Annotated in this window: 21 protein-coding genes; 7 read left to right on the top strand and 14 right to left on the bottom strand. The window is 56.9% G+C overall.

Annotation, left to right across the window (positions count from 1 at the left end; translation table 11 throughout):
• Positions 1 to 35: 35 nt before the first annotated feature.
• From ABRP95_RS01855 to ABRP95_RS01835, 5 genes are all read right to left on the bottom strand, one after another.
• On the bottom strand, positions 36 to 776 hold the full coding sequence (locus ABRP95_RS01855; RefSeq protein WP_349838855.1) for a lysophospholipid acyltransferase family protein: 741 nt from the start codon (positions 774 to 776) through the stop codon (positions 36 to 38).
• 23 nt (positions 777 to 799) lie between these two features.
• Complete coding sequence (locus ABRP95_RS01850; protein ID WP_284769498.1) at positions 800 to 1735, bottom strand: ROK family protein; 936 nt, start codon at positions 1733 to 1735, stop codon at positions 800 to 802.
• A 38-nt stretch (positions 1736 to 1773) separates the two neighbouring features.
• Positions 1774 to 2877: a glycosyltransferase family 4 protein gene (locus ABRP95_RS01845; RefSeq protein ID WP_284769497.1), complete on the bottom strand. Its 1104-nt coding sequence runs from the start codon at positions 2875 to 2877 to the stop codon at positions 1774 to 1776.
• Positions 2878 to 3921, bottom strand: coding sequence for a C40 family peptidase (locus tag ABRP95_RS01840; RefSeq protein ID WP_284784549.1), 1044 nt, complete (start codon positions 3919 to 3921; stop codon positions 2878 to 2880).
• Between the two features lie 121 nt (positions 3922 to 4042).
• A complete protein-coding gene (locus ABRP95_RS01835) occupies positions 4043 to 4672 on the bottom strand; it encodes a C40 family peptidase (RefSeq protein WP_284851948.1) in 630 nt (209 codons plus the stop codon).
• Between the two features lie 1540 nt (positions 4673 to 6212).
• Between ABRP95_RS01835 and ABRP95_RS01830 the strand changes: the two genes are divergently transcribed.
• Positions 6213 to 6773: a hypothetical protein gene (locus ABRP95_RS01830; protein ID WP_284782420.1), complete on the top strand. Its 561-nt coding sequence runs from the start codon at positions 6213 to 6215 to the stop codon at positions 6771 to 6773.
• A 610-nt stretch (positions 6774 to 7383) separates the two neighbouring features.
• Here the strand turns inward: ABRP95_RS01830 and qcrB are convergent.
• From qcrB to ctaC, 6 genes are all read right to left on the bottom strand, one after another.
• Complete coding sequence (gene qcrB / locus ABRP95_RS01825; RefSeq protein ID WP_284782419.1) at positions 7384 to 9006, bottom strand: cytochrome bc1 complex cytochrome b subunit; 1623 nt, start codon at positions 9004 to 9006, stop codon at positions 7384 to 7386.
• Positions 9006 to 10226, bottom strand: a complete 1221-nt coding sequence (qcrA, locus tag ABRP95_RS01820) for a cytochrome bc1 complex Rieske iron-sulfur subunit (RefSeq protein ID WP_284852533.1) — start codon at positions 10224 to 10226, stop codon at positions 9006 to 9008. Before qcrA ends, qcrB begins: the two co-directional genes overlap by 1 nt.
• On the bottom strand, positions 10223 to 11110 hold the full coding sequence (gene qcrC, locus ABRP95_RS01815; RefSeq protein WP_349838854.1) for a cytochrome bc1 complex diheme cytochrome c subunit: 888 nt from the start codon (positions 11108 to 11110) through the stop codon (positions 10223 to 10225). The genes qcrA and qcrC overlap by 4 nt, the downstream gene beginning before the upstream one ends.
• Positions 11111 to 11166: 56 nt before the next feature.
• Positions 11167 to 11778 carry an aa3-type cytochrome oxidase subunit III gene (gene ctaE, locus ABRP95_RS01810; RefSeq protein ID WP_369707792.1) on the bottom strand — a complete coding sequence of 204 codons (612 nt, stop codon included), beginning with the start codon at positions 11776 to 11778 and terminating at the stop codon, positions 11167 to 11169.
• Between the two features lie 540 nt (positions 11779 to 12318).
• Entirely contained in the window at positions 12319 to 12750 is a 432-nt protein-coding gene (gene ctaF, locus ABRP95_RS01805; RefSeq protein WP_284769490.1) for an aa3-type cytochrome oxidase subunit IV, read from the bottom strand.
• Positions 12751 to 12769: 19 nt separating this feature from the next.
• The gene (gene ctaC / locus ABRP95_RS01800) at positions 12770 to 13843 is read right to left on the bottom strand and encodes an aa3-type cytochrome oxidase subunit II (protein ID WP_284782417.1); all 1074 of its coding nucleotides are present in this window, start codon (positions 13841 to 13843) and stop codon (positions 12770 to 12772) included.
• Between the two features lie 388 nt (positions 13844 to 14231).
• On the opposite strand from ctaC, the gene asnB reads away from it, so the two are divergent.
• A complete protein-coding gene (gene asnB / locus ABRP95_RS01795; protein ID WP_349838853.1) occupies positions 14232 to 16154 on the top strand; it encodes an asparagine synthase (glutamine-hydrolyzing) in 1923 nt (640 codons plus the stop codon).
• Positions 16155 to 16246: 92 nt separating this feature from the next.
• On the opposite strand, the gene ABRP95_RS01790 is transcribed toward asnB, so the two are convergent.
• The gene (locus ABRP95_RS01790; protein ID WP_005283948.1) at positions 16247 to 16591 is read right to left on the bottom strand and encodes a HesB/IscA family protein; all 345 of its coding nucleotides are present in this window, start codon (positions 16589 to 16591) and stop codon (positions 16247 to 16249) included.
• 142 nt (positions 16592 to 16733) lie between these two features.
• Between ABRP95_RS01790 and ABRP95_RS01785 the strand changes: the two genes are divergently transcribed.
• Together ABRP95_RS01785 and ABRP95_RS01780 are read left to right on the top strand one after the other, a co-directional pair.
• Positions 16734 to 17414 (top strand): DUF3043 domain-containing protein, encoded by a 681-nt coding sequence (locus ABRP95_RS01785; RefSeq protein WP_284769487.1) that lies wholly within the window; start codon positions 16734 to 16736, stop codon positions 17412 to 17414.
• Between the two features lie 12 nt (positions 17415 to 17426).
• Positions 17427 to 18203, top strand: a complete 777-nt coding sequence (locus tag ABRP95_RS01780) for a nicotinate-nucleotide--dimethylbenzimidazole phosphoribosyltransferase (RefSeq protein WP_284782414.1) — start codon at positions 17427 to 17429, stop codon at positions 18201 to 18203.
• Between the two features lie 45 nt (positions 18204 to 18248).
• On the opposite strand, the gene ABRP95_RS01775 is transcribed toward ABRP95_RS01780, so the two are convergent.
• On the bottom strand, positions 18249 to 19343 hold the full coding sequence (locus ABRP95_RS01775) for a branched-chain amino acid aminotransferase (protein WP_284769485.1): 1095 nt from the start codon (positions 19341 to 19343) through the stop codon (positions 18249 to 18251).
• Between the two features lie 105 nt (positions 19344 to 19448).
• Between ABRP95_RS01775 and ABRP95_RS01770 the strand changes: the two genes are divergently transcribed.
• Together ABRP95_RS01770 and ABRP95_RS01765 are read left to right on the top strand one after the other, a co-directional pair.
• Positions 19449 to 20945, top strand: coding sequence for a leucyl aminopeptidase (locus ABRP95_RS01770; RefSeq protein ID WP_296088837.1), 1497 nt, complete (start codon positions 19449 to 19451; stop codon positions 20943 to 20945).
• Between the two features lie 38 nt (positions 20946 to 20983).
• Positions 20984 to 21520 carry an isochorismatase family protein gene (locus ABRP95_RS01765; protein ID WP_349838852.1) on the top strand — a complete coding sequence of 179 codons (537 nt, stop codon included), beginning with the start codon at positions 20984 to 20986 and terminating at the stop codon, positions 21518 to 21520.
• 5 nt (positions 21521 to 21525) lie between these two features.
• On the opposite strand, the gene ABRP95_RS01760 is transcribed toward ABRP95_RS01765, so the two are convergent.
• Complete coding sequence (locus tag ABRP95_RS01760; RefSeq protein ID WP_284769482.1) at positions 21526 to 21936, bottom strand: oxidoreductase; 411 nt, start codon at positions 21934 to 21936, stop codon at positions 21526 to 21528.
• A 125-nt stretch (positions 21937 to 22061) separates the two neighbouring features.
• On the opposite strand from ABRP95_RS01760, the gene ABRP95_RS01755 reads away from it, so the two are divergent.
• Positions 22062 to 22441, top strand: a 380-nt coding sequence (locus ABRP95_RS01755) for a biotin/lipoyl-containing protein (RefSeq protein WP_284769481.1), incomplete at its 3' end; no start/stop codon positions are given.

Genomic DNA, 22441 nt, shown 5'->3' with positions numbered 1-22441 from the left:
ATCCGGCCACGCTAAGCGGGCCTGAGGAATTGTAATTACCTCCCTTTAATCTCCGCACCGGCGGGGTATCCGTGGCCGGCCTTTAATGATTCCTTTACATCAGCCGCATAGACATCCACATAGGGATTGCCGGAGAGCTCGGCTAGTGTCCCCATGACCATGTCCGTGAACGCTCGAATGGTCTCGTGCTGCTGCGGATCCATGCCGTGCTCGCGCGCCCAATCGTGCGGGTAAATGGGATCTCCCACGCGCATCCCCACCTTGGCGGGACGGACAATCCACGAGCCGATTGGGTTAGCCTTGCGAGAATTGATCATAACGACGGGGTAGACCGGCTGATTGGTCTCCATGGCAATGCGCCCCATCCCGGTACGCCCCTTGTATACACGCCCATCTGGAGACCGCGTTCCCTCTGGGTAGATACCAAAGAGATCACCGCGCCCCAAAATCTTCCGTGCGGTCTCGAGCATGGCCTCCCCCGCTGATTCATGATCCCGCTCAATGGGAACTTGCCCGACGGAGCTAAAGAACCACTTCTGCATGCCGCCCACGAGGCCGGGGGTGGTGAAATACTCCGCCTTGGCCAAAAAAGTAATTTGGCGCGGGCACAGCAGGGGGAAGAAGAAGGAATCCATCACCGCTTGGTGGTTGGACACCAAAATCGCGGGCCCCTCAGCAGGGATTTTTTCCATCCCTTCTGACCAAGGGCGGTTCCATACACGCAGGGCGGGCCCGAAAAAGATGTGCTTAAACGCCCAGTACCATTTGCTTTTCATCTCCAGCTCGTCCTTCGCTCATTCTAGTGGCCGCGGCGGGCCAGGTCAGCTACGCCAATCATACCTGCTGCCGAGCCCAATTCCGCGGTTGCAACGCGAGCAAGGGGGCGATGCCCAGCGCCGACTATATCCCGGCCCATGGCAGCGGTGGCTTCCTCTAAGTACATATCCGCATCTTGGGACACGCCGCCGCCAATGACAATGAGCTCCGGATCAAGCACATCAGCCACGATGGATAGGCCTTGGCCCAACCACTGCCCAAAGTTCTCCATTACCGCAACACCAAGTGGGTCTCCCCCACGTGCCGCGCGTGCAACCTGCTCACCGGTGGGATACGGCGGCAAGGAGGTCTCATCATAGTTTGGGCGCAGTTCGCGCGCGGTATCCGGCAGGGCCGTGCCAGAGGCATAGCGCTCCAAGCAGCCCCGTTTGCCACACGAGCACTGCCTGCCATTGGGAACCACAACGATATGACCAAATTCCGGAGCAGTTCCAAACGCGCCGCGGTAGATGGTGTCGTGGGTCATCAAGGTAGCGCCAATGCCGGTGCCGACCGCAAAAAATACCCAATCCTTCGCGCCGCGCCCCGCGCCAAAGCGCCATTCTCCCCAAGCGGCGGAGTTGGCATCATGCTCCAACCGGACATGCAGCCCCAAGCGCTCCGCAAGGTTTTTCCGGACGGGCGCATTCCGCCACGGAAGATGCGGGGCGAAGCGGACGGTCTCACACTCTGGATCCAAAAATCCCGCAACAGCAAGGCCCACCGCACCCACGGGATAGTCTGCGCGCAGCTCCTCGACGATTGCTACCAGGTCATCATCAAGTTGGCGCGGGTCGCCCGAGGTTGGCATGGTGCGACTCGCGAGGATGTCCCCGTCTCGAGTAATTACTCCACCGCGCACATTGGTGCCACCGACATCGAAGCCGATAGTAAGATCGGCGGAGTTGTTTTCAAGCATGGATATCAGAATATACCGACAACCGGGCCAGGGTCACATCAAGCCATAAGCTTTCTCAGCCGCTGCCCCATAATCTCCCAGCTCCAGTGCTTTTCGACGTGCCTGCGTCCCGCCTGCCCCATACGAGTACGCATTTCCGGCGAGCGCAAGAGCGCCTTCAAGGCAGCCACAAGCTCATCAACAGATGTGCCCTTGACGACGATCCCCGTCTCCTCCGAAATAGTCTCCGGCGCTCCCCCAGAATCACCAGCGACGACCGGGACCCCGCAGGCCTGTGCCTCTAGGTAAACAATGCCCAAGCCTTCTACGTCCAAGCCTCCGCCGCGAGTGCGCGCCGGCATGGCAAAAATATCCGCGGCATGAAGTGCAGTTTCGATGCTGGGAGCCGGCTGAATCACCGCATCGGGGCAATAAAGCTCCGCCAATTCTCGCAACGCATCGTGATAACGCCCGCGCCCAATCAGCATCAACTGAGCATCCGGGAATTCTTCTCTGACCTGCGGCATCGCCCGCAATAATTGGTCTTGCCCCTTGCGCGGGACTAAACGGGAAATACAGACGATGGTAGGTCCGGTCACTCCGAACTCCGCCTTCGCGGCCGCGCGCTGGGCAGGGGTTGCGGGAGAAAGCAAATCTAGGCTGACTCCAGAGGGCAGGTGAGCCCACTCTGGGTGCGGGCCAAAAGGCCCGCGCAGGCGCCGCAGAGTGTAATCCGAGATATATGTAATGACGTCGGCGTTATTGCCAATCAACCGCAGGCATTGCCGGGCCAGTGGAACCATAGACCAGCCCACCTCGTGGCCATGCGTCGTTGCCACCACGCGGCGTGCCCCTGCCTGCCGCGCAGCCTTGCCCATCAGCGCCAACGGTGCTGCCGCACCAAACCACACGACGTCAATGCCTTCCTGCCGGATGATCTCCTGCATGCGGCGCGTGGTTGCGAGGGTGGGCAGCATCACGCGATGTGGCCACCGAATGACTTTGTAGGCAACCGAGGCGTCATAGTCCTCAGGTGGCTCTTGGGTTGAAGCGAATACTACGACATCGTCTGGGTCAAGCGCTTCAAGGTAGTCCCGCAGGTAGGACTGGATTCCTCCGACTTTGGGAGGAAAGTCATTCGTTACCAGCAGTATGCGGGCCACTTAGAATCGTGCAGTCCCCGAAATAGGCATCGAGTTGAGCGGCACGACCTGAACCGGCACGCCATAGGTTGAGGCGTGTACTACCTGGCCGTTGCCAATGTACATTCCGACATGGGTAACTCCTGGGTAGTAGCCCACGATATCGCCAGGCTGCAGCTGATCAACCGGCACGGAGGTGCCACCTGCAATTTGTGCTTGCGAGGTACGCGGAATGGTCTTCCCAATTTGCTGGTATGCCCAGTACATCAGACCAGAGCAGTCGAACTGGTTCGGGCCGGCAGAACCCCAGCCATAGGGCGAACCCAGCTTGGACAGAGCCGCAGAGCTAGCGCCATCAGCGATCTCTCCCAGGTCGAAATCCAGTTTATCCGTGCCGCCGAATTGTCCTTCCCAAGCTTCGCGCTGTTCATCGCTCAGCGCATCCACCTGAGCTTCGATGTCCGCCTGCTGCTCTTCCAGCGCATCCTTTTGCTTCACCAGCTCATCGCGCTGCTTTTCGAGGTCCTTCTTTTCCTCGCGCACCTTTTTCGCAGCGTCAGCGGCTTCTTGCTGAACCGCTTCAGCCATTGAGACGGCATTTGCCTTTGCATCGAGGGTGCGTTGTGCCTTGCGGGAAAGCGCACCCAAATATCCCATGCGTTCTACGGCGTCTGTTGGGTCTTCTGCAGCCAGAGCGCCCGAAACGGCGGAACGGGAGTCTCCCCGGTAGCGGGACTGTGCCAAATCGTCCACGCGGCCTTGCTGCGTAGAGACATCGCCCTGCGCGTCATGTACGCGTTTTTGGGCCTCTGCGGAGACTTGCTCCGCTTGAGCGACCTCTTCTTCCTTGGCCGCGAGCCTATCTTCTAGCTCTTTGACTTCCTCATTCTTCGCCGAGACCTTACGAGCGACCTCTCCGACGCGATCCACCAGATCATCGACGTTTTCAGAAGTAGATTCTTGGTTCGGTTCCGCCTCCTGCGCGATAACTTGCGGGAGGCCAGTAAGAGAAGTGACAGCGAGGACTGCGGTTAATGCAGCAGCTGGGAGCACACGTTTAGACACGAGAAGACCTTCAACTCAAAATTTTCAAAAATCGATTTTACTATAGCGGGTTTTAGCCGCCGTTGCACAACAAAACCCTTCCCTTTTTCGCAAAGGGAAGGGCATGTCATTTCACTGCGAATTAGAAGCGCACAGCGTTGTTAATCGGCATGTAGTTCAAGTCGCGCTCCTGCACAGGGGTGCCGGAGTTAAGCGCGTCAATGATGGTGCCGTTGCCGGTGTAGATACCGACGTGGGAAGCGCCACCGTAGTAGGAAATGATGTCACCAGGCTGGAGCTGGTCCAGGGAAACAGGGGTACCGCCAGCGGCCTGAGCCTGGGAGGTACGCGGAATCTGAACGCCAGCCTGGGAGTAGGCCCAGCTGGTCAAGCCGGAGCAGTCGAAAGCGTTTGGGCCAGCAGCGCCGTAAACGTACGGCGAGCCGAGGACGGAGCGTGCAGCTTCCAGAGCCTTCTGACCAACGGTGGACGGTGCCGGAGCAGCCTGCTGCTCTGCAGCAGCGACGAAGCTGTCGCCACCCTGGTTGGAAACCTGGCCCAAGGACGGGACATACTTGTCAATGTTTGGGACCTGGTCAATGTTCGGGACGTTTTCCAGACCGGCAACCTCGAAACGGTAGTCGGTATTAGGAACAACGACCTCGGCAGCCTGAGCAACGCCTGGGGCGGCGACAGCTGCGGTTGCAGCGATGGCTGCAGTAGATGCGATACGACGGGTATTTACAGTGCCCTGACGACGGTGCTTTGCCACGAGAAAAACTCCAAATCTTCCTACGCGTCTACTTTTCCTTGTAGAAAAGCTCTGACCCTAGGGCCTAGTGTTCATTGGAGGACCGCTCCTTTAGGCCTTCCTCCACTCGGCCCCTCAGTAGGAGGAGCCAGATGCGACGCTTTAAATTTTCATTTCCTATTGAGCACCTTTTCGGGCGGTAACTCAATGTCTCAAATAGGTTACGAAATCATCACAATCAATGTCCATTCACGATCCCGGATCCGGCTTCGTTACACGTTCGTTATCTTATTTTGACCAAGCCGAGACAAACACGCCATAACGAACATCCAATAAAGCTATTACTGAATTTTACTGGCCATACACTGCAGAAATAGCCGAAAGTCACGCACTCCGCAACCGGCAATCCACTCCTCGAACCCCAAATAAAGAGTGCCAAAAAAGTTATATGTGAGGTTCCTCACACGTCTTTTGGTTCGGCCCCTTCCGTGTCAACAGACTAATTCTTTAACAGACCCTAGCCATTCAAAAAATATTTAACCGCTGTCGATTTGGGGTAGTTGGTACCGTGAGTCCGCGTAGTTGGTACCAGGGTTACGCGTACCTGGTACTGCAAGGGTTTTCTTTCATAGTTGATGCGACACCACGATTCGTTGGTGTCGCATCAACTTCTACTTGGAAAGAAGCTCATTGTTGTGGCTAACTTCAAACAGATTCTTACGATATGCCTTGACGGTGCTAGCTATACGCAGATCGCACATACATTGGGGCGGGGCCTAACCCCGACGTGTCTATTTTCCGGGGGTCAGGCCCTCAGTCGTAAGCCGTCTCAACAACGGCCACCGAATCCACATAGGAGACTTTGACATGCGCAAAGCCACATCCCCAATAGGACCGGACAAATAGAGCAAAAAGCCGGGCCGACTCATTCGGGCCGCCCCGGTACCAACTACCCAGAACACGGCAGTACCGAGTCCCCAGAACACCGGTACCAAAAACTCGCATCTGACAACCGCAATCCGCAACTGGCTAACATTACTTGGAATATGTGGATCCCAAACTGAGCTCCAGGCCCCTTCTCGCTATACAAGACCAGTTGCTGCTCGTCTATGCCCGCCCCTTCAACGCGCAACATCGGAACAACCCCTATATGCCGTAGGTCCGGCGACAAAGTTGCTTTCCTTGGCTTGTGTAGAAAATTCGCCCTCTGTGCCGCGTGGGTCTGCCTACTATGCCCGGAAATTCTGCAGCTTTTTCATCCATCAAAACGAACCATCCAGCGTCAATACCAGCACCAGCCCCCGTCACCCCCGTATGCGCTTGCAACAAACTCGACGGTCACTCCAGTCGCGTTGGTGGCACTTACGCGACGACTGCTATGACTACACGCTGCCTCAATTCTTCGGTTGCACCACTGCATTCGTCACCATAAACGGCGCATCAAATATCCCACAGTGCAGAGGTGCCTACAGGCTCAATTTGTTAGGCTGAAAATTGGCTGTCCTGATACTGAATTTCAGCTGAAATTTCAAATACACCGTGCTGCCGTGACCGGAGAGCCATGGCTCGATACACCGTTTACTTTAAAGAATTGGAGAAGAAAATGCGTAGAACGCTTACCTTAGGAAGCGTCTTACTGGCCACTTCGCTAGCAATCACTGGCTGCGGCTCCTCTGGAGGGCCAGAAAAGGCTCTTAAGAATGCCGCTGACGAGCAAATGGAAGTTCACACAAACCTGTTGGAAGCTGCTCAGCAACACCAATCTGGCGACAGCAAAAAGGCCGAAGAATCGGCACACGAGTGGGTAGATCAAGCTAATGAATTCCAGACAGATTATCTCTGCAAAGAGCAGCGAAACCCAGTATCCCCAGATGAAGTTGTTGCGACAGTCCAAAGCTTGAATCCCTCAGATGTCCCAAGTGAAGAGGAACTCGAGGAGCTAAAGGACAAGAAGGACGATGCGCTCAAAGATCTAGAAGAGTCTGATTCCTCGTCAGATGATGAAGCTTATGTAACTTCAGATAACGAAGATTTTGCAAACTATTTCAATACCAGCGAAATCGAGTTGAAGAAGGAAGATGGAGACTGGAAAGTTTGCGACAGTTCTTTCCAGCTCTTTTAAACAGAACTTCGAAAAATCAATTGTTGCTCGTTGCCTTCTCATCGAGCAATATTTGGACTAAGACATTGAAATAGTCCGTTGATCGTTGAGAGTTATTTTCTTCGCTCCCCTAACGAGGTAAAAAGGCCCCCTTCGTATGGGATATAGGCCGACACTACATCCCTACAATCGTATCGGACTAAGGCGCCAATCTCGCTGACACTTTTGAATACTGCCTGACGACTCTAGTTTCGCCAGGCAGTTCTTTCGTTTGGTGTCGAGAGCATCGACTATGCGCGTTGGACCCGAATTACCCTGCCTTTATGCAAAGGCCTACTAGGGATGAGCTCGGTAGCCCTTTTACAAGCGCTGACACTACTTCTATTCTCGCGATAGAGATCCAGTAGCCTACGAACTACTCGTCGTTTCCTAAGACATCATTGCGCGAGGTTACCTTTTCCAAGCCACATGCACTAGACCTTTAAAAAAGTGTTTGCGGTAGAGAATTTAGACAGTAGAACCGCCCGCAGCTATCAATAAGTTCGAAAACAAACAAGCCCGCTGTTCGCCTCAAATTAGGCGAACAGCGGGCTTATCTAGTGAGCGTGTATCGAGCTAACCCAAGGAGAGGCTAGATGCGGCCGTTTTCCTCGTCATCACGACGGTTGGCCTCGTTGAGGCGGCGGAACATCTCCGCTTCCTCCTCGTGGTTCTCCTCGTGAATCTCGTGAACGCGACGCATGAGTTCCGGATCATCCGGGCTGAAGGTGCCCTGGATTTCGGAATCAGCGTAACCAAGGTGGTTAAGTTGCTTCGGCACCTGAGCGCCTGCGTACTCAAGCGGTACTGCGTGGCCGTGCTCGTCAACGGGGCCAAGCGGCTGGTGGACCTCAATGAAGGCACCATTAGGCAGCTGCTTGATAACACCGGTAGCGATACCGTGCTCGAGCACCTCCCGGTCAGAACGCTGGAGACCAACGCAAATGCGGTAGGTCATGAAGTAGGCAATCGGCGGCAAGATAATCAGGCCGATACGGCCCACCCAAGTCATCGCATTCAGCGAAATCTGGAAGAAGTGCGCGACGTGGTCGTTACCACCGGACAAGGTGACCAGCAAGAAGAATACGATTGCTGCTGCACCAATTGCGGAGCGGGTAGGAACGTCACGCGGACGCTGCAGAAGGTTGTGGTGTGCATCGTCACCAGTGAACTTCTTCTCCAAGAACGGGTAGGTGATAAGCAATACGACCATCAGGCCACACAACAGGGCTACCCAGAACGCAGAAGGAATCGTGTAGTTGCCCAAGTACAGCTCCCAAGCTGGCATGACACGAGCCACACCGTCTGTCCAGAGCATGTAGATATCGGGCTGGGAACCTGCAGAAACCTGGGAGGGGTTGTACGGACCAAGCAACCAGATGGCGTTGATGGTCAGCACACCGGACATAAGAGCCAGCACACCAGCAACCATCATGCCCATACCAATGGCCTTAGTTGCGAAGACCGGCATAATGCGGACACCGACGACGTTGTTCTCTGCACGACCCGGTCCAGGGAACTGGGTGTGCTTCTGGAACCAAACCATGATCAAGTGGGCTGCGATAAGGCCCAGGATGATGCCTGGGATGACCAAAACGTGGAGGATGTAGAAGCGGTCCAGCATCAAGTCGGACGGGAAGTCGCCGTTGAAGATGGCCCAGTGCAGCCAGGTACCGATAATCGGCAGACCCAGAATGATGGCGGACATAATGCGCAGACCAACACCGGAAAGCAGGTCATCCGGCAGGGAGTAACCGAGGAAGCCCTCGATCATGCCCAGCAGGATAAGGGTGCAACCAATAATCCAGTTGGCTTCGCGCGGGCGGCGGAAAGCACCGGTGAAGAAGATGCGCAGCATGTGCGCAACCATCGACATCATGAACAGTAGTGCTGCCCAGTGGTGCATCTGGCGGACAAAGAGGCCGCCGCGTACCTCGAAGGAAATATCAAGGGCCGTTGCGTAGGCGCGCGACATCTCAACACCGTTAAGCGGTGCGTAGGTGCCGTCATAGATGACCTTCGTAATAGAAGGGTCAAAGAAAAGCGCCAGGTATGTACCGGTTAGTAGAAGAATGATGAAGCTATACAGCGCCATCTCACCGAGCATGAAGGACCAGTGGGTCGGAAAGACCTTGTTCAGCTGCGTCCTTAGCACGCCGGCGGCGCTGTAGCGCTCGTCCATGTTGTTGCCCATTTGGGCGAGTTTATTGCTCATTATGACTTACGCTCCCAGAATGCCGGACCGACAGGCTCAATGAAGTTGCCCTCTGCAACAAGGTAGCCCTCATCGTCCACCGTGATAGGCAGCTGTGGCAAAGCACGAGCAGCCGGGCCGAAGACCGGCTTACCGTAGTGCAATGCGTCGAACTGCGACTGGTGGCAGGGGCACAGGATTCGGTTGGTTTGTGCCTCGTACAACGAAGTTGGGCAACCAATGTGAGTACAAATCTTGGAGTAGGCGTAGTAATCGCCGTGGTGGAAGTCTTCCTGTCCCTCACGCTCGATTGCCTTCTGCGCATCGGAGTGGCGCAGACGAATCAACATCACCGCATTGCGGTTGCCGTGGATGGAGTGCATGTGGTTTTCGTATACGTCGCGCTTAGCGTCGTATTGATCACCGTCGTTAACGTCTTCTTCCGCAAGCGGGAAGACGGTCTCCATGCCGCCGGCGGCCAAGTCCTCTGGGCGAACGCGCACGAGGCGGGTAACGCCTTCGGTGGTGTAGTGCTCGCCGGACTCACCGGAGTGCTTCTCAGCAATGGTACCGGTATCACGCGCGAGGTAAAGCTTGACGCCCTCCTCGTGCAACGTCCAACCGGAGGTCCACAGCGTGCCGTCACCGGCGTAGTTCAGCTCGTGACGTACCTTCCATGGGTTGCGGATTGCGCCAGCGAGCGGTGCGATAACCGTCAAGCCGAAGAGCACACCGGCTCCACCGAGAAGACCCTGGATAGTCTTGCGGCGACCGAGCGTGGAGGTCTTCCACGAGTCGTTCAAGAGAGCGGTAAGAGTACGACGGTCAACTTCTTCAGAAGGACCATCGTGGCGACGCTGCACTGAAATCTCTTCCGGCAGAATCTTCTTGACGTACTGCACGATGGCAAAGCCGAGTCCAAAAATGGAAAGTGCGGCGGTAATACCAAGCAGCGGGGTGTAGAGAGTGTGCCATACAAGGCCGTCCTCCCCTAGCTGCTTGTACTGCCAAGGCCAGAAGAGGTAAACACCCAAGAAGCCCAAGCCGCCGATAACGGAGATTGCCAGCCAAATGGCGACGTTGCGCCCCGCGCGCTTTTCTGCGGGGTCACCTTCAACCGGGAAGCGCTCCTTACGGAACGCTACGGTCACATCATCGAGCTCGGTACCAAGTGCAGCAAGTTCATCATTGCTCATCTTATCGAGCTCTGCGTCAGTGTAATTCTTTTTCACATTGCTCATGAGCGCGATCCAATCCACATAGCAGCGGCGCACAGGGCGCTGATACCAATAATCCACATTGCCAGGCCTTCAGCCACTGGGCCGAGACCGCCAAGGTCCCAACCGGCTGGAGACGGAGTCTCTTCTGCAGACTTCAAGTAGGCGATGATGTCCTTCTTTTCGTCTGCAGTCAGCTGGCGGTCAGAGAACTTTGGCATGTTCTGCGGACCGGTCAACATTGCCTGGTAGATCTCCTGCTCGTTAGCAGGCGCGAGCTCAGGAGCGTATTTACCGGAGGAAAGTGCGCCACCCTGGCCGGTGAAGTTGTGGCAAGATGCACAGTTCATGCGGAACAGCTCGGAACCCTTAGCAACGTCTTCGGCCTGAATCTGGCCGTTGTAGTTAGCGCCACGAAGGGATTCCTGAGCGATGCTTCCATCGTCGTTGTAGACGATGTCCGCGCCGCCACCGTTAGCTGCAACATAAGCGGCCAGCGCCAAGGTCTGCTGCTCGGTGTAACGCGGAGCCTTGCGCTCTGCCTGAGCGTCGTTGGACATCATCGGCATACGGCCGGAGTGAACCTGGAAGTACACCGAGCCGGCACCGATACCTACGAGAGAGGGGCCACGGTCTTCGATGCCCTGCAGATTGGCACCGTGGCAAGTGATACAAGCGGTGTCATAGATGTCCTTACCCTCTTGAACGAGGGCTTGGTCATCTTTTTCCGCCGTAGCGACCTGAGCGTCAGGCGTCAAGGCAGAGGCCAAGACGCCAGCGCCGGTCAAACCGATGGCCAAAGCGAAACCACCTGCGAGGGTGCGCTTCGCCTTGCGGCGACGGCGGGTCTTCTTAGCCGTGGCAGTGGTCTGCTCCACTGTCTCGGACTGCGAATTGTTATCCATCATTTTCCTTTAGATAACTCGAACACGGGAGGACTGTTTTGGGGAGAGGTTCGCCGACACTACTGAATCAAGTAGATAACGGTGAACACACCGATCCACACAACGTCAACGAAGTGCCAGTAGTAGGACACTGCCATGGCGGCAGTAGCCTGTGCCGGCGTGAATTTAGATTTAGCGATACGCGCCAGAATGATTGCAAAGGAAATCAAACCGGCGGTTACGTGCGCAGCGTGGAAGCCGGTGATGATGTAGAACACCGAACCAAAGACGCTGGACTGTACCGTCACGCCTGCGTGAATCAACTCAGCCCACTCAAACGCCATGATGCCTAGGAAGACAACACCCAATACCAGCGTGATGGTGTACCAGAGTCGAAGCTTGTAAACGTCACCCCTTTCTGCGGCAAACACGCCGAACTGCGAGGTCACGGAGGAAGAAATCAACACTGCAGTAATGAGAAAGCCCATTGGCAGGTTGATATGGGCAGTGTGCTCTGCCCAATCGCCTTCCTGGCCGTTCGCTCGCGAGGTGAACCACATCGCGAACAGTCCGGCAAAGAACATCAATTCCTGAGACAGGAACACGATGGTGCCCACGCTGACCATATTGGGTCGGTTCAGCGAGGCAACACGTGGTGCTGTCATACCTTGGTTAGAAACTACGCTCGTCACAGTGGTAATTATGGCTGTTCTAGACTCTAAAGTCACTTCAATTCCCCCCGCTTCCGCCATTCGGTTTTCACCAAATTGCCAGCTACCGATAAGGAATGTCTTGTGGCCTACCAAGATTAATTACCTGGGAACTTTTTGTATTCTTTTCCGACGAGACATCAACGCAGGTGACACACTTAAACTTCATCTATAGCCACGATCGCTACCTTTTTGTCTGCTCGAATCACGACAATCCATCCTTCATCCGCAACCGATTTGGACAAGTTTCTTAGAGAGATAAATCACACGGCGGTTTCCGGGGAAAATTGCCCGTTTGCAACTTTCGGATGACCCCCGCAGAAATAGGGGTTTACGTGCTAGGATGCCCCTTTGCTGCCCACTTATAACCTGGGCGCATCCGCTCTCCCCCTCCCCTAAAAAAGTTCTGGATTCTCGGGAACTTTCCTATTTTGTTTACGACGAGGATCGCCAAAGCCCTCCCCACCGTGGTGTGGTGAGGAGGGCTGAGAAGTTTAGGCAGTGGTTGCGACTAGATATGTACTAGTGCTTTTCCTTAGGCAGGCCATACTGCAGGGACAGGCCGGCACAGGCTGCAATCAAGCAGACAGCGCCCAAGGCGATGAGCCAGTAGTACAGGAAGATGACGCCAAGGCCCAAGAATCCGATGGAACCTGCCATAGCCAGTGGCCAGATGGAGCTCGGGGAGAAGAAACCCAAGATACCAGCGGAGTCTTCGGTCTCTGCTTCTTCCCAGTCTTCCGGCAGAACGTCGCTGCGGTTATCGGTGAAGTGAAGGTAGCCACCCAGCATAAGGCAGAGCATGACGGAGAGGAACATGCCTACGATGCCAACCCACTCGGCACCGTAGAGGTAACCATCATCCTTCACGAGGGTGACGCCAAAGATATAAACAATCAGCGAGACGAAAAGGTAAGTCGCGATTGAGTAAAAGACTTTCGATGTTGCACGCATTGTGTAATGTCCTTATCTCTTATGCCGCGGTCTTGACGTAGTTGTCACCATCGGCCGTGTCACGCTCGCCGGAGAACGGGTGGGTGGTAACTGCGTACGGATCCTGGCCAATTTCCTTCAACGCCTCAGCGTTGGTGGCATTCGGGTTCTTCTCGCGGAAGTCCATGTAGGCATTGAAGTCCTCTGGGGAGACAACGCGAATCTCAAAGTTCATCATGGAGTGGTAGGTACCGCACATCTCGGCACAACGGCCAACAAAGGCGCCTTGCTTATCAATCGACTCGACCTGGAAGCTGCGCTCCTGAGCGTTAGATTCAGGGTGTGCATAGACGTCGCGCTTGAACAAGAACTCCGGAACCCAGAATGCGTGAGAAACGTCAGCGGAAGCCAAACGGAATTCGATTGCGGTATCGGAAGGAAGAACCAGAACCGGAACCTCCTCGGTGGAACCTACGGTCTCAATCTTGTTGTAGTTGAGGTAGGAAAGGTCGCCCTTGGACTTACCGTGAATTGGGTTGGGGTTATCCACGCCTTCAGGGTCATGGGCGGTCTTTTCCGCTTCGGCCTGGCGCGCTTCGTCCGCACCGTTATAGTTCTCACCATTGACGCGGTTCTCGGCGTAGCCGAACTTCCAATTCCACTGGAATGCAGTGACGTCGACAACCACCTTTGGATCCTTATCCAATGCGGTGACCTTTTGCTGGGTCTGCACCGTGAAGAAGAACAAGGCCATGATGATCAGGATTGGAACGATGGTCAATACCATTTCCAATGGCACGTTGTACTGCGTCTGGCGCGGGAATTCACCCTTGCCATCGCGCTTGGCCTTCTTCGCGCTCCAGCGGAAGATTGCAGTAAGGAAGAGGCCCCACATGACGAAGCCGACAATCCAAGCTGCAACCCAGACCCAGATCCAGAAGTTGTACATTGCCTCAGCCTCAGGGGTCACACCCTTTGGCCAACCGAATCCCAGGAGGTTCTCTACAGCAGTTGGCGCCTGAACGTCACAACCAGCCAGGGCGAGACCGCCTAGGGCAAGTGCGCCAGCTACGCCCGCCTTACGGGCGAAGGTGCGCTTATTACGCTGTCCCACGTGTGTTCTGCCTTTCTGTCCACACAAACTTCTCGAATACTCACAGAGCACCCTTACCCAATCAGAATAATGGATAAATGCTTGGTTCCCAGCCTTTTTGAAGCTTAAAAGGAGACCCAGGGCGCTCAATTTATATCCACGTTCCAGTAGGTTACCGCCCCACCTGCACAATGTTCCAACCGTACCCCCGGTCTGCACCTTTGCCATGTGCCTTAACTCACAGGGAACAATTCCGGCCATCATCCGAAAGTTCGCACCCTTACGGGGAAGCTGAATTTAAGCTTTTCCGCAGCTTCTTCCAAGCCGTGGCGCTTTCTGGTTTCCACCCCATGCACCGTAGAGTAGGACACCGAGCACTAGTCGCTTAATTAAAAGGAGCTATCTTTACATGTGCGGACTTCTTGGCATGCTCGCGGCCACCGGAAACGTGGACAAATATGTCGACGCGCTCGAGCGGTCGCTTCCTTGCATGCACCACCGCGGACCGGATGCAGCCGGTACTTGGCATGATGGCGACGCCGCCTTCGGCTTTAACCGCCTGTCCATTATCGACTTGGAACATTCCCACCAGCCCCTGCGCTGGGGTCCCGAAGATGAACCAGAGCGGTATGCCCTTACCTTTAACGGCGAGATCTACAACTACGTTGAGCTCCGCGAAGAACTCAAGGCCTTGGGCTATACCTTCTATACGGAAGGTGATGGCGAACCCATTGCGGTGGGCTATCACCACTGGGGCAAGGACGTCGTCGAGCACCTGCGCGGCATGTTTGGCATCGTTATTTGGGATACCAAGACCAAGACCATGTTTGGCGCGCGCGACCAGTTCGGCATCAAGCCGCTTTACTATGCCACCACGGACGCCGGCACCGTCTTTGCCTCCGAGATGAAGTGCATCCTGGAGATGGCCGAGGACATTGGTCTAGAACTCAACCTTGACCGTCGTGCTATTGAGCACTATGTCGACCTGCAATACGTCCCGGAACCGGAATCCCTGCACGCCAATATCCGCCGGGTGGAATCCGGCTGCACTGTGACCCTGAAGCCGGGCGAGGAGGTCGTCTCCGAGCGCTACTTTAAGCCGCGTTTCCCGGTCCAGCAGGTACCAGAAGGAAAAGAACAGCAGCTCTTTGACCGCATTGCAGAAGCGTTGGAGGATTCCGTCGCCAAGCACATGCGTGCCGATGTCACCGTTGGCTCTTTCCTCTCTGGCGGCATCGACTCCACCGCCATCGCTGCCTTGGCCAAACGCCACAACCCGGATCTGCTGACCTTTACTACAGGCTTCGAGCGCGAAGGCTATTCCGAGGTGGACGTGGCCGCGGAATCGGCGGCCGCCATCGGCGTGGAGCACATCGTCAAGATCGTCTCGCCGGAAGAATACGCCGAGTCGATTCCTAAGATCATGTGGTACCTGGATAACCCGGTGGCCGATCCTTCCCTCGTGCCGCTGTACTTCGTGGCCCAAGAGGCCCGCAAGCACGTCAAGGTGGTCTTGTCCGGTGAGGGCGCCGATGAGCTCTTCGGTGGCTACACCATCTATAAGGAGCCGCTGTCGCTCGCCCCATTTGAGAAGATCCCCTCTCCCCTGCGCCAGGGACTGGGCAAGCTTTCCCGCGTGCTGCCAGAAGGTATGAAGGGCAAGTCCCTGCTCAACCGCGGTTCCATGACCATGGAGGAGCGCTACTACGGCAATGCGCGGTCCTTTAACTTTGAGCAGATGCAGCGCGTTATCCCATGGGCCAAGCGCGAGTGGGATCACCGCGAGGTCACTGCGCCCATCTATGCGCAGTCGGAAGACTTTGACCCGGTAGCCCGCATGCAGCACCTTGACCTATTTACCTGGATGCGCGGTGACATCCTGGTCAAGGCCGATAAGATCAATATGGCCAACTCCTTGGAGCTGCGCGTGCCATTCCTGGATAAAGAAGTATTCAAGGTCGCAGAATCCATTCCGCACGATCTGAAGATTTCCCACGGCACCACCAAGTACGCGCTGCGCAAGGCCATGGAACAGATCGTTCCCGCGCACGTCCTCAACCGCAAGAAGCTGGGCTTTCCCGTACCCATGCGCCACTGGCTGGCCGGCGACGAGCTCTACGGCTGGGCACAGGACACCATCAACGATTCCCAGACGGAGGACATCTTCAATAAGAAGGAAGTTCTGGAGATGCTCAAGGAGCACCGCGATGGCGTCTCCGATCACTCCCGCCGCCTGTGGACCGTGCTGTCCTTTATGATCTGGCACGGCATCTTTGTGGAAAAGCGCATCGACCCGCAGATCGAGCAGCGCGACTACCCAGTCAAGCTTTAGGCCGCATTGGGTAAAGCTCTACACCGAGCCATAAAGACATAAAAATAGGGTGAGTGCCGCGAAGCACTCACCCTCTTTCTTTATCCTTCGGTTTAGTTGAAGGAGTCGCCACACGCGCAGGAGCCGGTAGCGTTCGGGTTATCAATGGTAAATCCCTGGGACTCGATGGTGTCAGCGAAGTCGATCTTGGCACCGGTAAGGTACGGCACGGACATCTTGTCCACGACGAGCTTGATGCCACCTACCTCGTCGACCTTGTCACCATCGAGGCTGCGGTCGTCGAAGTAGAGCTGGTAGCGCAGGCCAGCGCAGCCGCCGGGCTGCACTGCGATGCGCAGGGAGAGATCGTCGCGGCCTTCCTGATCAAGCAGGCCCTTTGCCTTTGCGGCTGCGGCCTCGGTCAGAATGACGCCGGTTTCGGAAACTGGAGCGGTCATCACTTCTCCTCAAATGTGTCTTGGTTGCGTAGCCACTACCCTACCCGCATCTACGAGGAGGGAAAAGGTAGCCCATAGTAATAACAACGCCGTGGGCGGGCCTATTCCCCTCTCGGGAGCGAAACCTTGTAGTCTGATCAGCGTGAAACTTCCGTGGCAAAAAGATGACAAGACCTCCCCTGAACCTGCTCCCGTGCAGGAAGAAGTTCAGGAAGAAACCCACCGCAAGGGGTATACCCCTCCGAAGGGTCGTCCCACGCCAAAGCGCCAGGAACAAGAAATCGCGCGCGGCGTGAAGCGCGATCCACATGGGGTATCCGATGCGCAGCGCTACAAGCGCCGCAAGGAACTCAAAAAGTCCATGAGCAAGGACGAGTGGAAAGAATATAAAAAGCAGGAGCGCAAGGAACGCAACCAACGCAACCGCGAAAGCCAAGAGCGCATGGCTGAAGGCGATCCACGCTTCCTCCCTGCCCGCGATCAGGGCGAAGAGCGCGCCTACGTGCGCGATTGGATCGACGCCCGCCGCACGCTTTCGGAATGGGTCATGCCGATGGCGCTTGCCCTTATCGTCGTGGTCTTCGTGACCTATGCCGCCCCCAGCATCGCCGACCTCATCAATGCGATTGCCATGGTGGTCATCCTCATCTTCGCCATCGACGGCATCTGGCTGGGCCGCCGTGCTAATAATGCTGTGCGCAAGAAGTTCCCCGGTACCACCGCCACCGGCTTTGGCCTGGGATTCTACGCATTTTCCCGCGCCAGCCAGCCCCGCAAGTGGCGCATTCCTCGCCCGCGCGTAGAGCGCGGTGCCGACGTTTAAGGAAGCACGCTCATGGCTGATTCCCCGCAGCTTTACCCCTACGGTCGGCTAAGCGGTGCCGCACAGTGGCTAGCCGCCTGCCAGGATCGCTCCCCCGCTTCCGAGCCACATCGGGTGCGGGCCATCATCTTCGCCGAGGACGGTGACGGGATCCCACAGGCCACGGAGACCGCCGCTCGGCGGGTCGGGGCCAGCATTAAATCCGTCACGGTGACGGATTGCTCCACCGCCTATGACCTAGGCGTGCAGGCAGCGGATGCAGAGATTGATGGCGGTGCGGATCTATTGATTCCTGGCGGCATCGACAGCACGCAGGCTGCCGCGGCCGTCATGGGGGTCATGGCGCAGGAGGAGCCGGTGGTGGTCGTCGGCAAGCAGCCAAGCGTCGAGGCTTGGAAGGCCGAGGTTGCGGCCATTCGCGATGCCATGTTTCGGATGCGCGACCTGACTGGGCGGGAGCTCATCAAGGCCTGCGGCTCCCCCGTATTGGCCGCGCTGGTCGGCTTTATCTCCCAGGCGGCGCGGCGGCGCACACCCTTGCTTGTCGATGCCCCCTTGACCTCCACCGCCGCCGTATGCGCCGCTGCAGACACGCGGATCCACGACTGGATCCTTGCCACCAATATCGCGCCGCAGCCGGCTCACCGGTTGGCCTTAAAAAAGCTGCGGCTGGAGCCCCTGCTCGAGCTGCCGATGGAACCGGTACCGGCGCTCGGCGCCTTGGCTGCCCTACCCCTTTTATTACTGGGCGTAGAAATCACCGCGGACGCGACGCAGGCAGAGGCCTAACTGCGCGCCGCAGGTCCGCCTCGCGCCGCGTTACACCGCGGCGCGCTAGACCAGAGTGTGCAACCAGCCGTGGGCATCCTCCACGGCGCCGCGCTGGATACTGGTCAGGCGCTCGCGCAAGGCCATGGAGACCTCGCCTGCCTCGTTATTGTTGACGCTGAAATCGGTGTCCTCACCAAGGACGCGCCCTACCGGCGTGATGACGGCGGCGGTGCCGCAGGCAAAGGCCTCGGTCATCTTCCCTGATTCCACATCGCGCTGCCATTCTTCGGCGGTGATGCGTCGCTCGCTGACCCTATAACCCATGTCTTCGGCGACCTGCAACAAGGATTGGCGGGTAATGCCGGGTAGCAGGGAGCCAGAGAGTGCTGGCGTGACGATCTCGGCGTCGCTACCGGTGCCGTAGACGAACATAAGGTTCATCCCGCCCATCTCTTCGATGTACCGGCGTTCGATGGCATCCAGCCAGACCACCTGGTCGCAGCCCTTTTCTTCGGCCTGCGCCTGCGCCAACAAGGAACCAGCGTAATTGCCGGCGAATTTCGCGGCACCGGTTCCGCCCGGCGCAGCGCGAACATAGTCAGTAGACAGCCACACCGAAACCGGCTTAATGCCGCCGCTGAAATACGCACCGGCGGGCGAGGCCAAGAGGATGAATCGATACGCATTAGCCGGGTGAACGCCTAGCGATACCTCGGTAGAAATCATAAAGGGGCGCAGGTAGAGCGATGCTTCCCCGCCTGCTTCCGGTACCCAGCTCTTATCGATGTCCACCAGCTGGCGCAGTGCCTCGATGAATTCTTCTTGGGGTAGCTCGGGCATCGCCAAGCGCTGCGCCGAATTAATAAAGCGTTGCGCGTTTTGATCAGGGCGGAAGGTAACGATGGAATCATCGGGCTGCCGGTAGGCCTTAATGCCCTCAAAAACGGCCTGGCCGTAGTGAAAAACGTTGCTCGCTGGGTCCATCGTCAGCGGGCCATAGGGACGGACCTGCGCATCGTGCCAGCCTTTCTCCGTGGACCAATCAATGGTCACCATGTGGTCCGTAAAGTACTGGCCAAAGCCGGGATTGGCCAGAATTTTATCTAAATCTGCTGCCGCCGTTGGTTGATTCGTACGGGTAATCGTGTAATCAAGCATGCCCACAATCTACTCCTTTTATCTATAGCCGGGTAGGAATATGTTCACTCTAGCGCGGTACCATGGGCAGAAGTTTCATTAGTACCAATTAAAAAGGAGGACTTTATGTCTCAGTACACTGGACCCGCACGTGGGGCATTTCCTGAGCTTAAGCTAGAAAAGAAGGTCCCGAAGAACGCGCAGGCCCTACTCATCGCCGCATTTAAGGGCGAGGAGGGCATTGAACTTCCAGGCACCTCGCTGCTCAAGCCGGCCGCGCTGCGCGAAGCATACGAGTCCCTCATCGCCGTGGGGGCAACCGGCAAGGCCAATGAGGTCACCCGCATCCCGGCGCCCAAGAAGGCGGAGGTCGATTCCATCATCGCCGTCGGCCTTGGCGATGCCGAGGACCTCGATGCAGAAACCTTGCGCCGCGCCGCCGGCAGCGCCGCACGCTCGATATCCAAGGTGGAAGAGGTGGCCACCTCCTTGGGCGATTTTGGCATCGCTCCCACGGTAGAGGGCCTTACCCTGGGCGGTTACAAGTTCAAGGGGCTTCGTTCTAAGTCCGGCAAGGATTCGGAGCAGCCAGCCGCCTTTACCGTGGTGGCAGAAAAGTCCGCGCGCGAGGAATTCGAGGCGGCCAAGATCACCGCGGAGTCCGTGGTGATTGCCCGCGACCTGGTCAATACCCCGTCCAACCTGCTGTACCCGGAGTCTTATGCAGACTTCCTCTCCGCCCAGGCTAAAGAGGTTGGCCTCGAGGTAGAAATCCTGGATGAAAAGGCGCTGCAGAAGCAGGGCTTTGGCGGCATTACCGCCGTCGGCCGCGGTTCCGCTCGCCCGCCGCGCCTGGTGCGCCTGAGCTGGAACCCGAAGAAGGCGAAAAAGCACGTGGCGCTCGTGGGCAAGGGCATCACCTTCGATACCGGCGGCATTTCCTTAAAGCCGGGGTCTGGCATGTGGGACATGATTTCCGATATGGGCGGTTCCGCCGCCATGGCCGTCTCCATCATCGCTGCGGCCAAGCTCAACCTGCCAGTGAAGATCACCGCTACCCTGCCGCTGGCAGAAAACATGCCGGGCGATAACGCCACCCGCCCAGGCGATGTCATCACCCACTACGGCGGCATTACCTCTGAGGTTCTCAATACCGATGCGGAGGGCCGCCTCGTGCTTGCCGATGCCATTGCGCGCGCCAGCGAGGATAAGCCCGACTTCCTCATCGAAACCGCCACGCTGACCGGCGCCCAGATGGTCGCCCTAGGCGAGCGCACCGCTGGCGTCATGGGTTCGGAAGACTTCCGCGACCGCATGGCGGGCATCGGCCGCGAGGTCGGTGAAAATGCCTGGGCCATGCCGCTATTGGAAGAACACGATGAATCCGTGAAATCCGCCAGCGCCGATATCCGCAATATCAATGCCAAGCGCGAGGGCGGCATGGAATACGCCGGCACCTACTTAAAGCAGTTCGTGGGCGAGGGCATCGAATGGGCACACATCGATGTCGCCGGGCCTTCCTTCAATACCACCGGCGCTTATGGCTATACGCCAAAGATGGGTACGGGCGTTCCCACCCGCACCGTCATCGCTGCCCTCCGCGAGATTGCTGAATCAAAGTAATACCTCACGTAGCCGCCTGGGCATAAAATAGCGGAGTTATGAACACTGCTTTAATCATCGTTGATGTCCAACACGGTTTTTGCCCAGGCGGCGCGCTTGGCACCGATCGCGGCAACGAGGTTGCAGAGAAGATCTCTTCTTTGCAGACCGAGTACGACACCGTCGTTGCCACGCAGGACTGGCACATCGATCCGGGTTCCCACTTTGCGGAGGACCCGGATTTTGTCGATTCCTGGCCGGTGCACTGCGTCGCCGATTCCTATGGCGCCCAGATGCACGAGGCGATCGGGCCTGCGCAAGCATATTTCCGCAAGGGTGAATACACCGCCGCGTACTCCGGCTTTGAGGGTGAAGCGGACGGCGTATTGCTGGCGGATTGGCTGCGCGAGCACGCTATCGATGCGGTAGACATCGTCGGCATTGCCACGGATCATTGCGTGCAGGCAACCGCGGCGGATGCCCTAAAGGAAGGCTTTTCCGTCCGTGTCCTGAGCGAGTACTGCTCCCCTGTTGATCCAGACCGCGGTGATGCCGCCTTGGCAAAGCTAAGAAAAGCCGGCGCCACCATCGTCTAGGCTTATTAACTTAAGTCTTGCCCCGAATCAGGGTTCTCGCCGCGCTCAAAACGGGCGCGGCGAAGGCGCTGTTCTTCCCTCTTGCGCAAGATACGTTGGCGTTCCATACGCTCGCGCATGCGTTGGGGGTACCCGGTTTCTTCGACATCAAAAACGTCGCACTGCAATAGTTTTCCTACCGCGTCAATCCCCTTCGGCCCGCCGATGCGCCGACGGATAAACTCACCTTTTTCATCTACGACGACCACAGACATTTCATTGACCACGGTCTCAGGCTCGATAAATGCCTCGACAAACGCCTTATCAGCCGCCCACAATTTGAGCTCTTGTTCATCTTCTGGGCGAATAGTTTCTCCCGGACCGCGGGGCGGTCGCAGTGGCGATCGGGACTTATTGCGGCGGAAGAGGTTGAACATAACCCACTAGTTTACCCGCATGGAGGGTATTACTAACCCCACTACTGCACGATGACGGGCATCACGCTGTAAGATTGTGCGGTAGCGATAGAATACTTCCAACTTTTCGAGGAGTCTTAAAACTCATGGCGAACTCCGTTGAGATGCCCGAGCTGGGCGAGTCCGTAACCGAAGGCACCATTACCCAGTGGCTTAAGTCCGTCGGCGACACCGTCGAGGTAGACGAGCCTTTGCTCGAGGTCTCCACCGACAAGGTCGACACCGAAATCCCTTCCCCCGTTGCCGGCACCATTCTAGAAATCAAGGCCGAAGAAGACGACACCATCGAGGTCGGCGAGGTGATCGCCGTCATCGGTGATGAAGACGAGGCTGACTCCTCTTCCTCCTCTGATGATTCTGACGACTCCGACTCCGACGACGAAAAGTCTGAGGACAAGGAAGAATCCACGTCCGAGGACAAGAAGGAAGACAAGGACGAGAAGAAGTCTGGCTCTAGCTCCAAGGC

Source organism: Corynebacterium sp. KPL2895, assembly GCF_040225815.1.
Taxonomy (GTDB): Bacteria; Actinomycetota; Actinomycetes; order Mycobacteriales; family Mycobacteriaceae; genus Corynebacterium; species Corynebacterium rhinophilum.
Note: the sequence above shows the minus strand (reverse complement) of the source record. Positions and strands in the feature narration are given on the sequence as shown.

Bases quoted from the DNA above. Each gene is read 5' to 3' on its own strand.
- ABRP95_RS01855 (WP_349838855.1), bottom strand. From the start codon at position 776: ATGAAAAGCAAATGGTACTGGGCGTTTAAGCACATCTTTTTCGGGCCC.
- ABRP95_RS01850 (WP_284769498.1), bottom strand. From the start codon at position 1,735: ATGCTTGAAAACAACTCCGCCGATCTTACTATCGGCTTCGATGTCGGT.
- ABRP95_RS01830 (WP_284782420.1), top strand. From the start codon at position 6,213: ATGGCTCGATACACCGTTTACTTTAAAGAATTGGAGAAGAAAATGCGT.
- qcrB (WP_284782419.1), bottom strand. From the start codon at position 9,006: ATGAGCAATAAACTCGCCCAAATGGGCAACAACATGGACGAGCGCTAC.
- qcrA (WP_284852533.1), bottom strand. From the start codon at position 10,226: ATGAGCAATGTGAAAAAGAATTACACTGACGCAGAGCTCGATAAGATG.
- qcrC (WP_349838854.1), bottom strand. From the start codon at position 11,110: ATGATGGATAACAATTCGCAGTCCGAGACAGTGGAGCAGACCACTGCC.
- ctaF (WP_284769490.1), bottom strand. From the start codon at position 12,750: ATGCGTGCAACATCGAAAGTCTTTTACTCAATCGCGACTTACCTTTTC.
- asnB (WP_349838853.1), top strand. From the start codon at position 14,232: ATGTGCGGACTTCTTGGCATGCTCGCGGCCACCGGAAACGTGGACAAA.
- ABRP95_RS01790 (WP_005283948.1), bottom strand. From the start codon at position 16,591: ATGACCGCTCCAGTTTCCGAAACCGGCGTCATTCTGACCGAGGCCGCA.
- ABRP95_RS01780 (WP_284782414.1), top strand. From the start codon at position 17,427: ATGGCTGATTCCCCGCAGCTTTACCCCTACGGTCGGCTAAGCGGTGCC.
- ABRP95_RS01775 (WP_284769485.1), bottom strand. From the start codon at position 19,343: ATGCTTGATTACACGATTACCCGTACGAATCAACCAACGGCGGCAGCA.
- ABRP95_RS01770 (WP_296088837.1), top strand. From the start codon at position 19,449: ATGTCTCAGTACACTGGACCCGCACGTGGGGCATTTCCTGAGCTTAAG.
- ABRP95_RS01765 (WP_349838852.1), top strand. From the start codon at position 20,984: ATGAACACTGCTTTAATCATCGTTGATGTCCAACACGGTTTTTGCCCA.
- ABRP95_RS01760 (WP_284769482.1), bottom strand. From the start codon at position 21,936: ATGTTCAACCTCTTCCGCCGCAATAAGTCCCGATCGCCACTGCGACCG.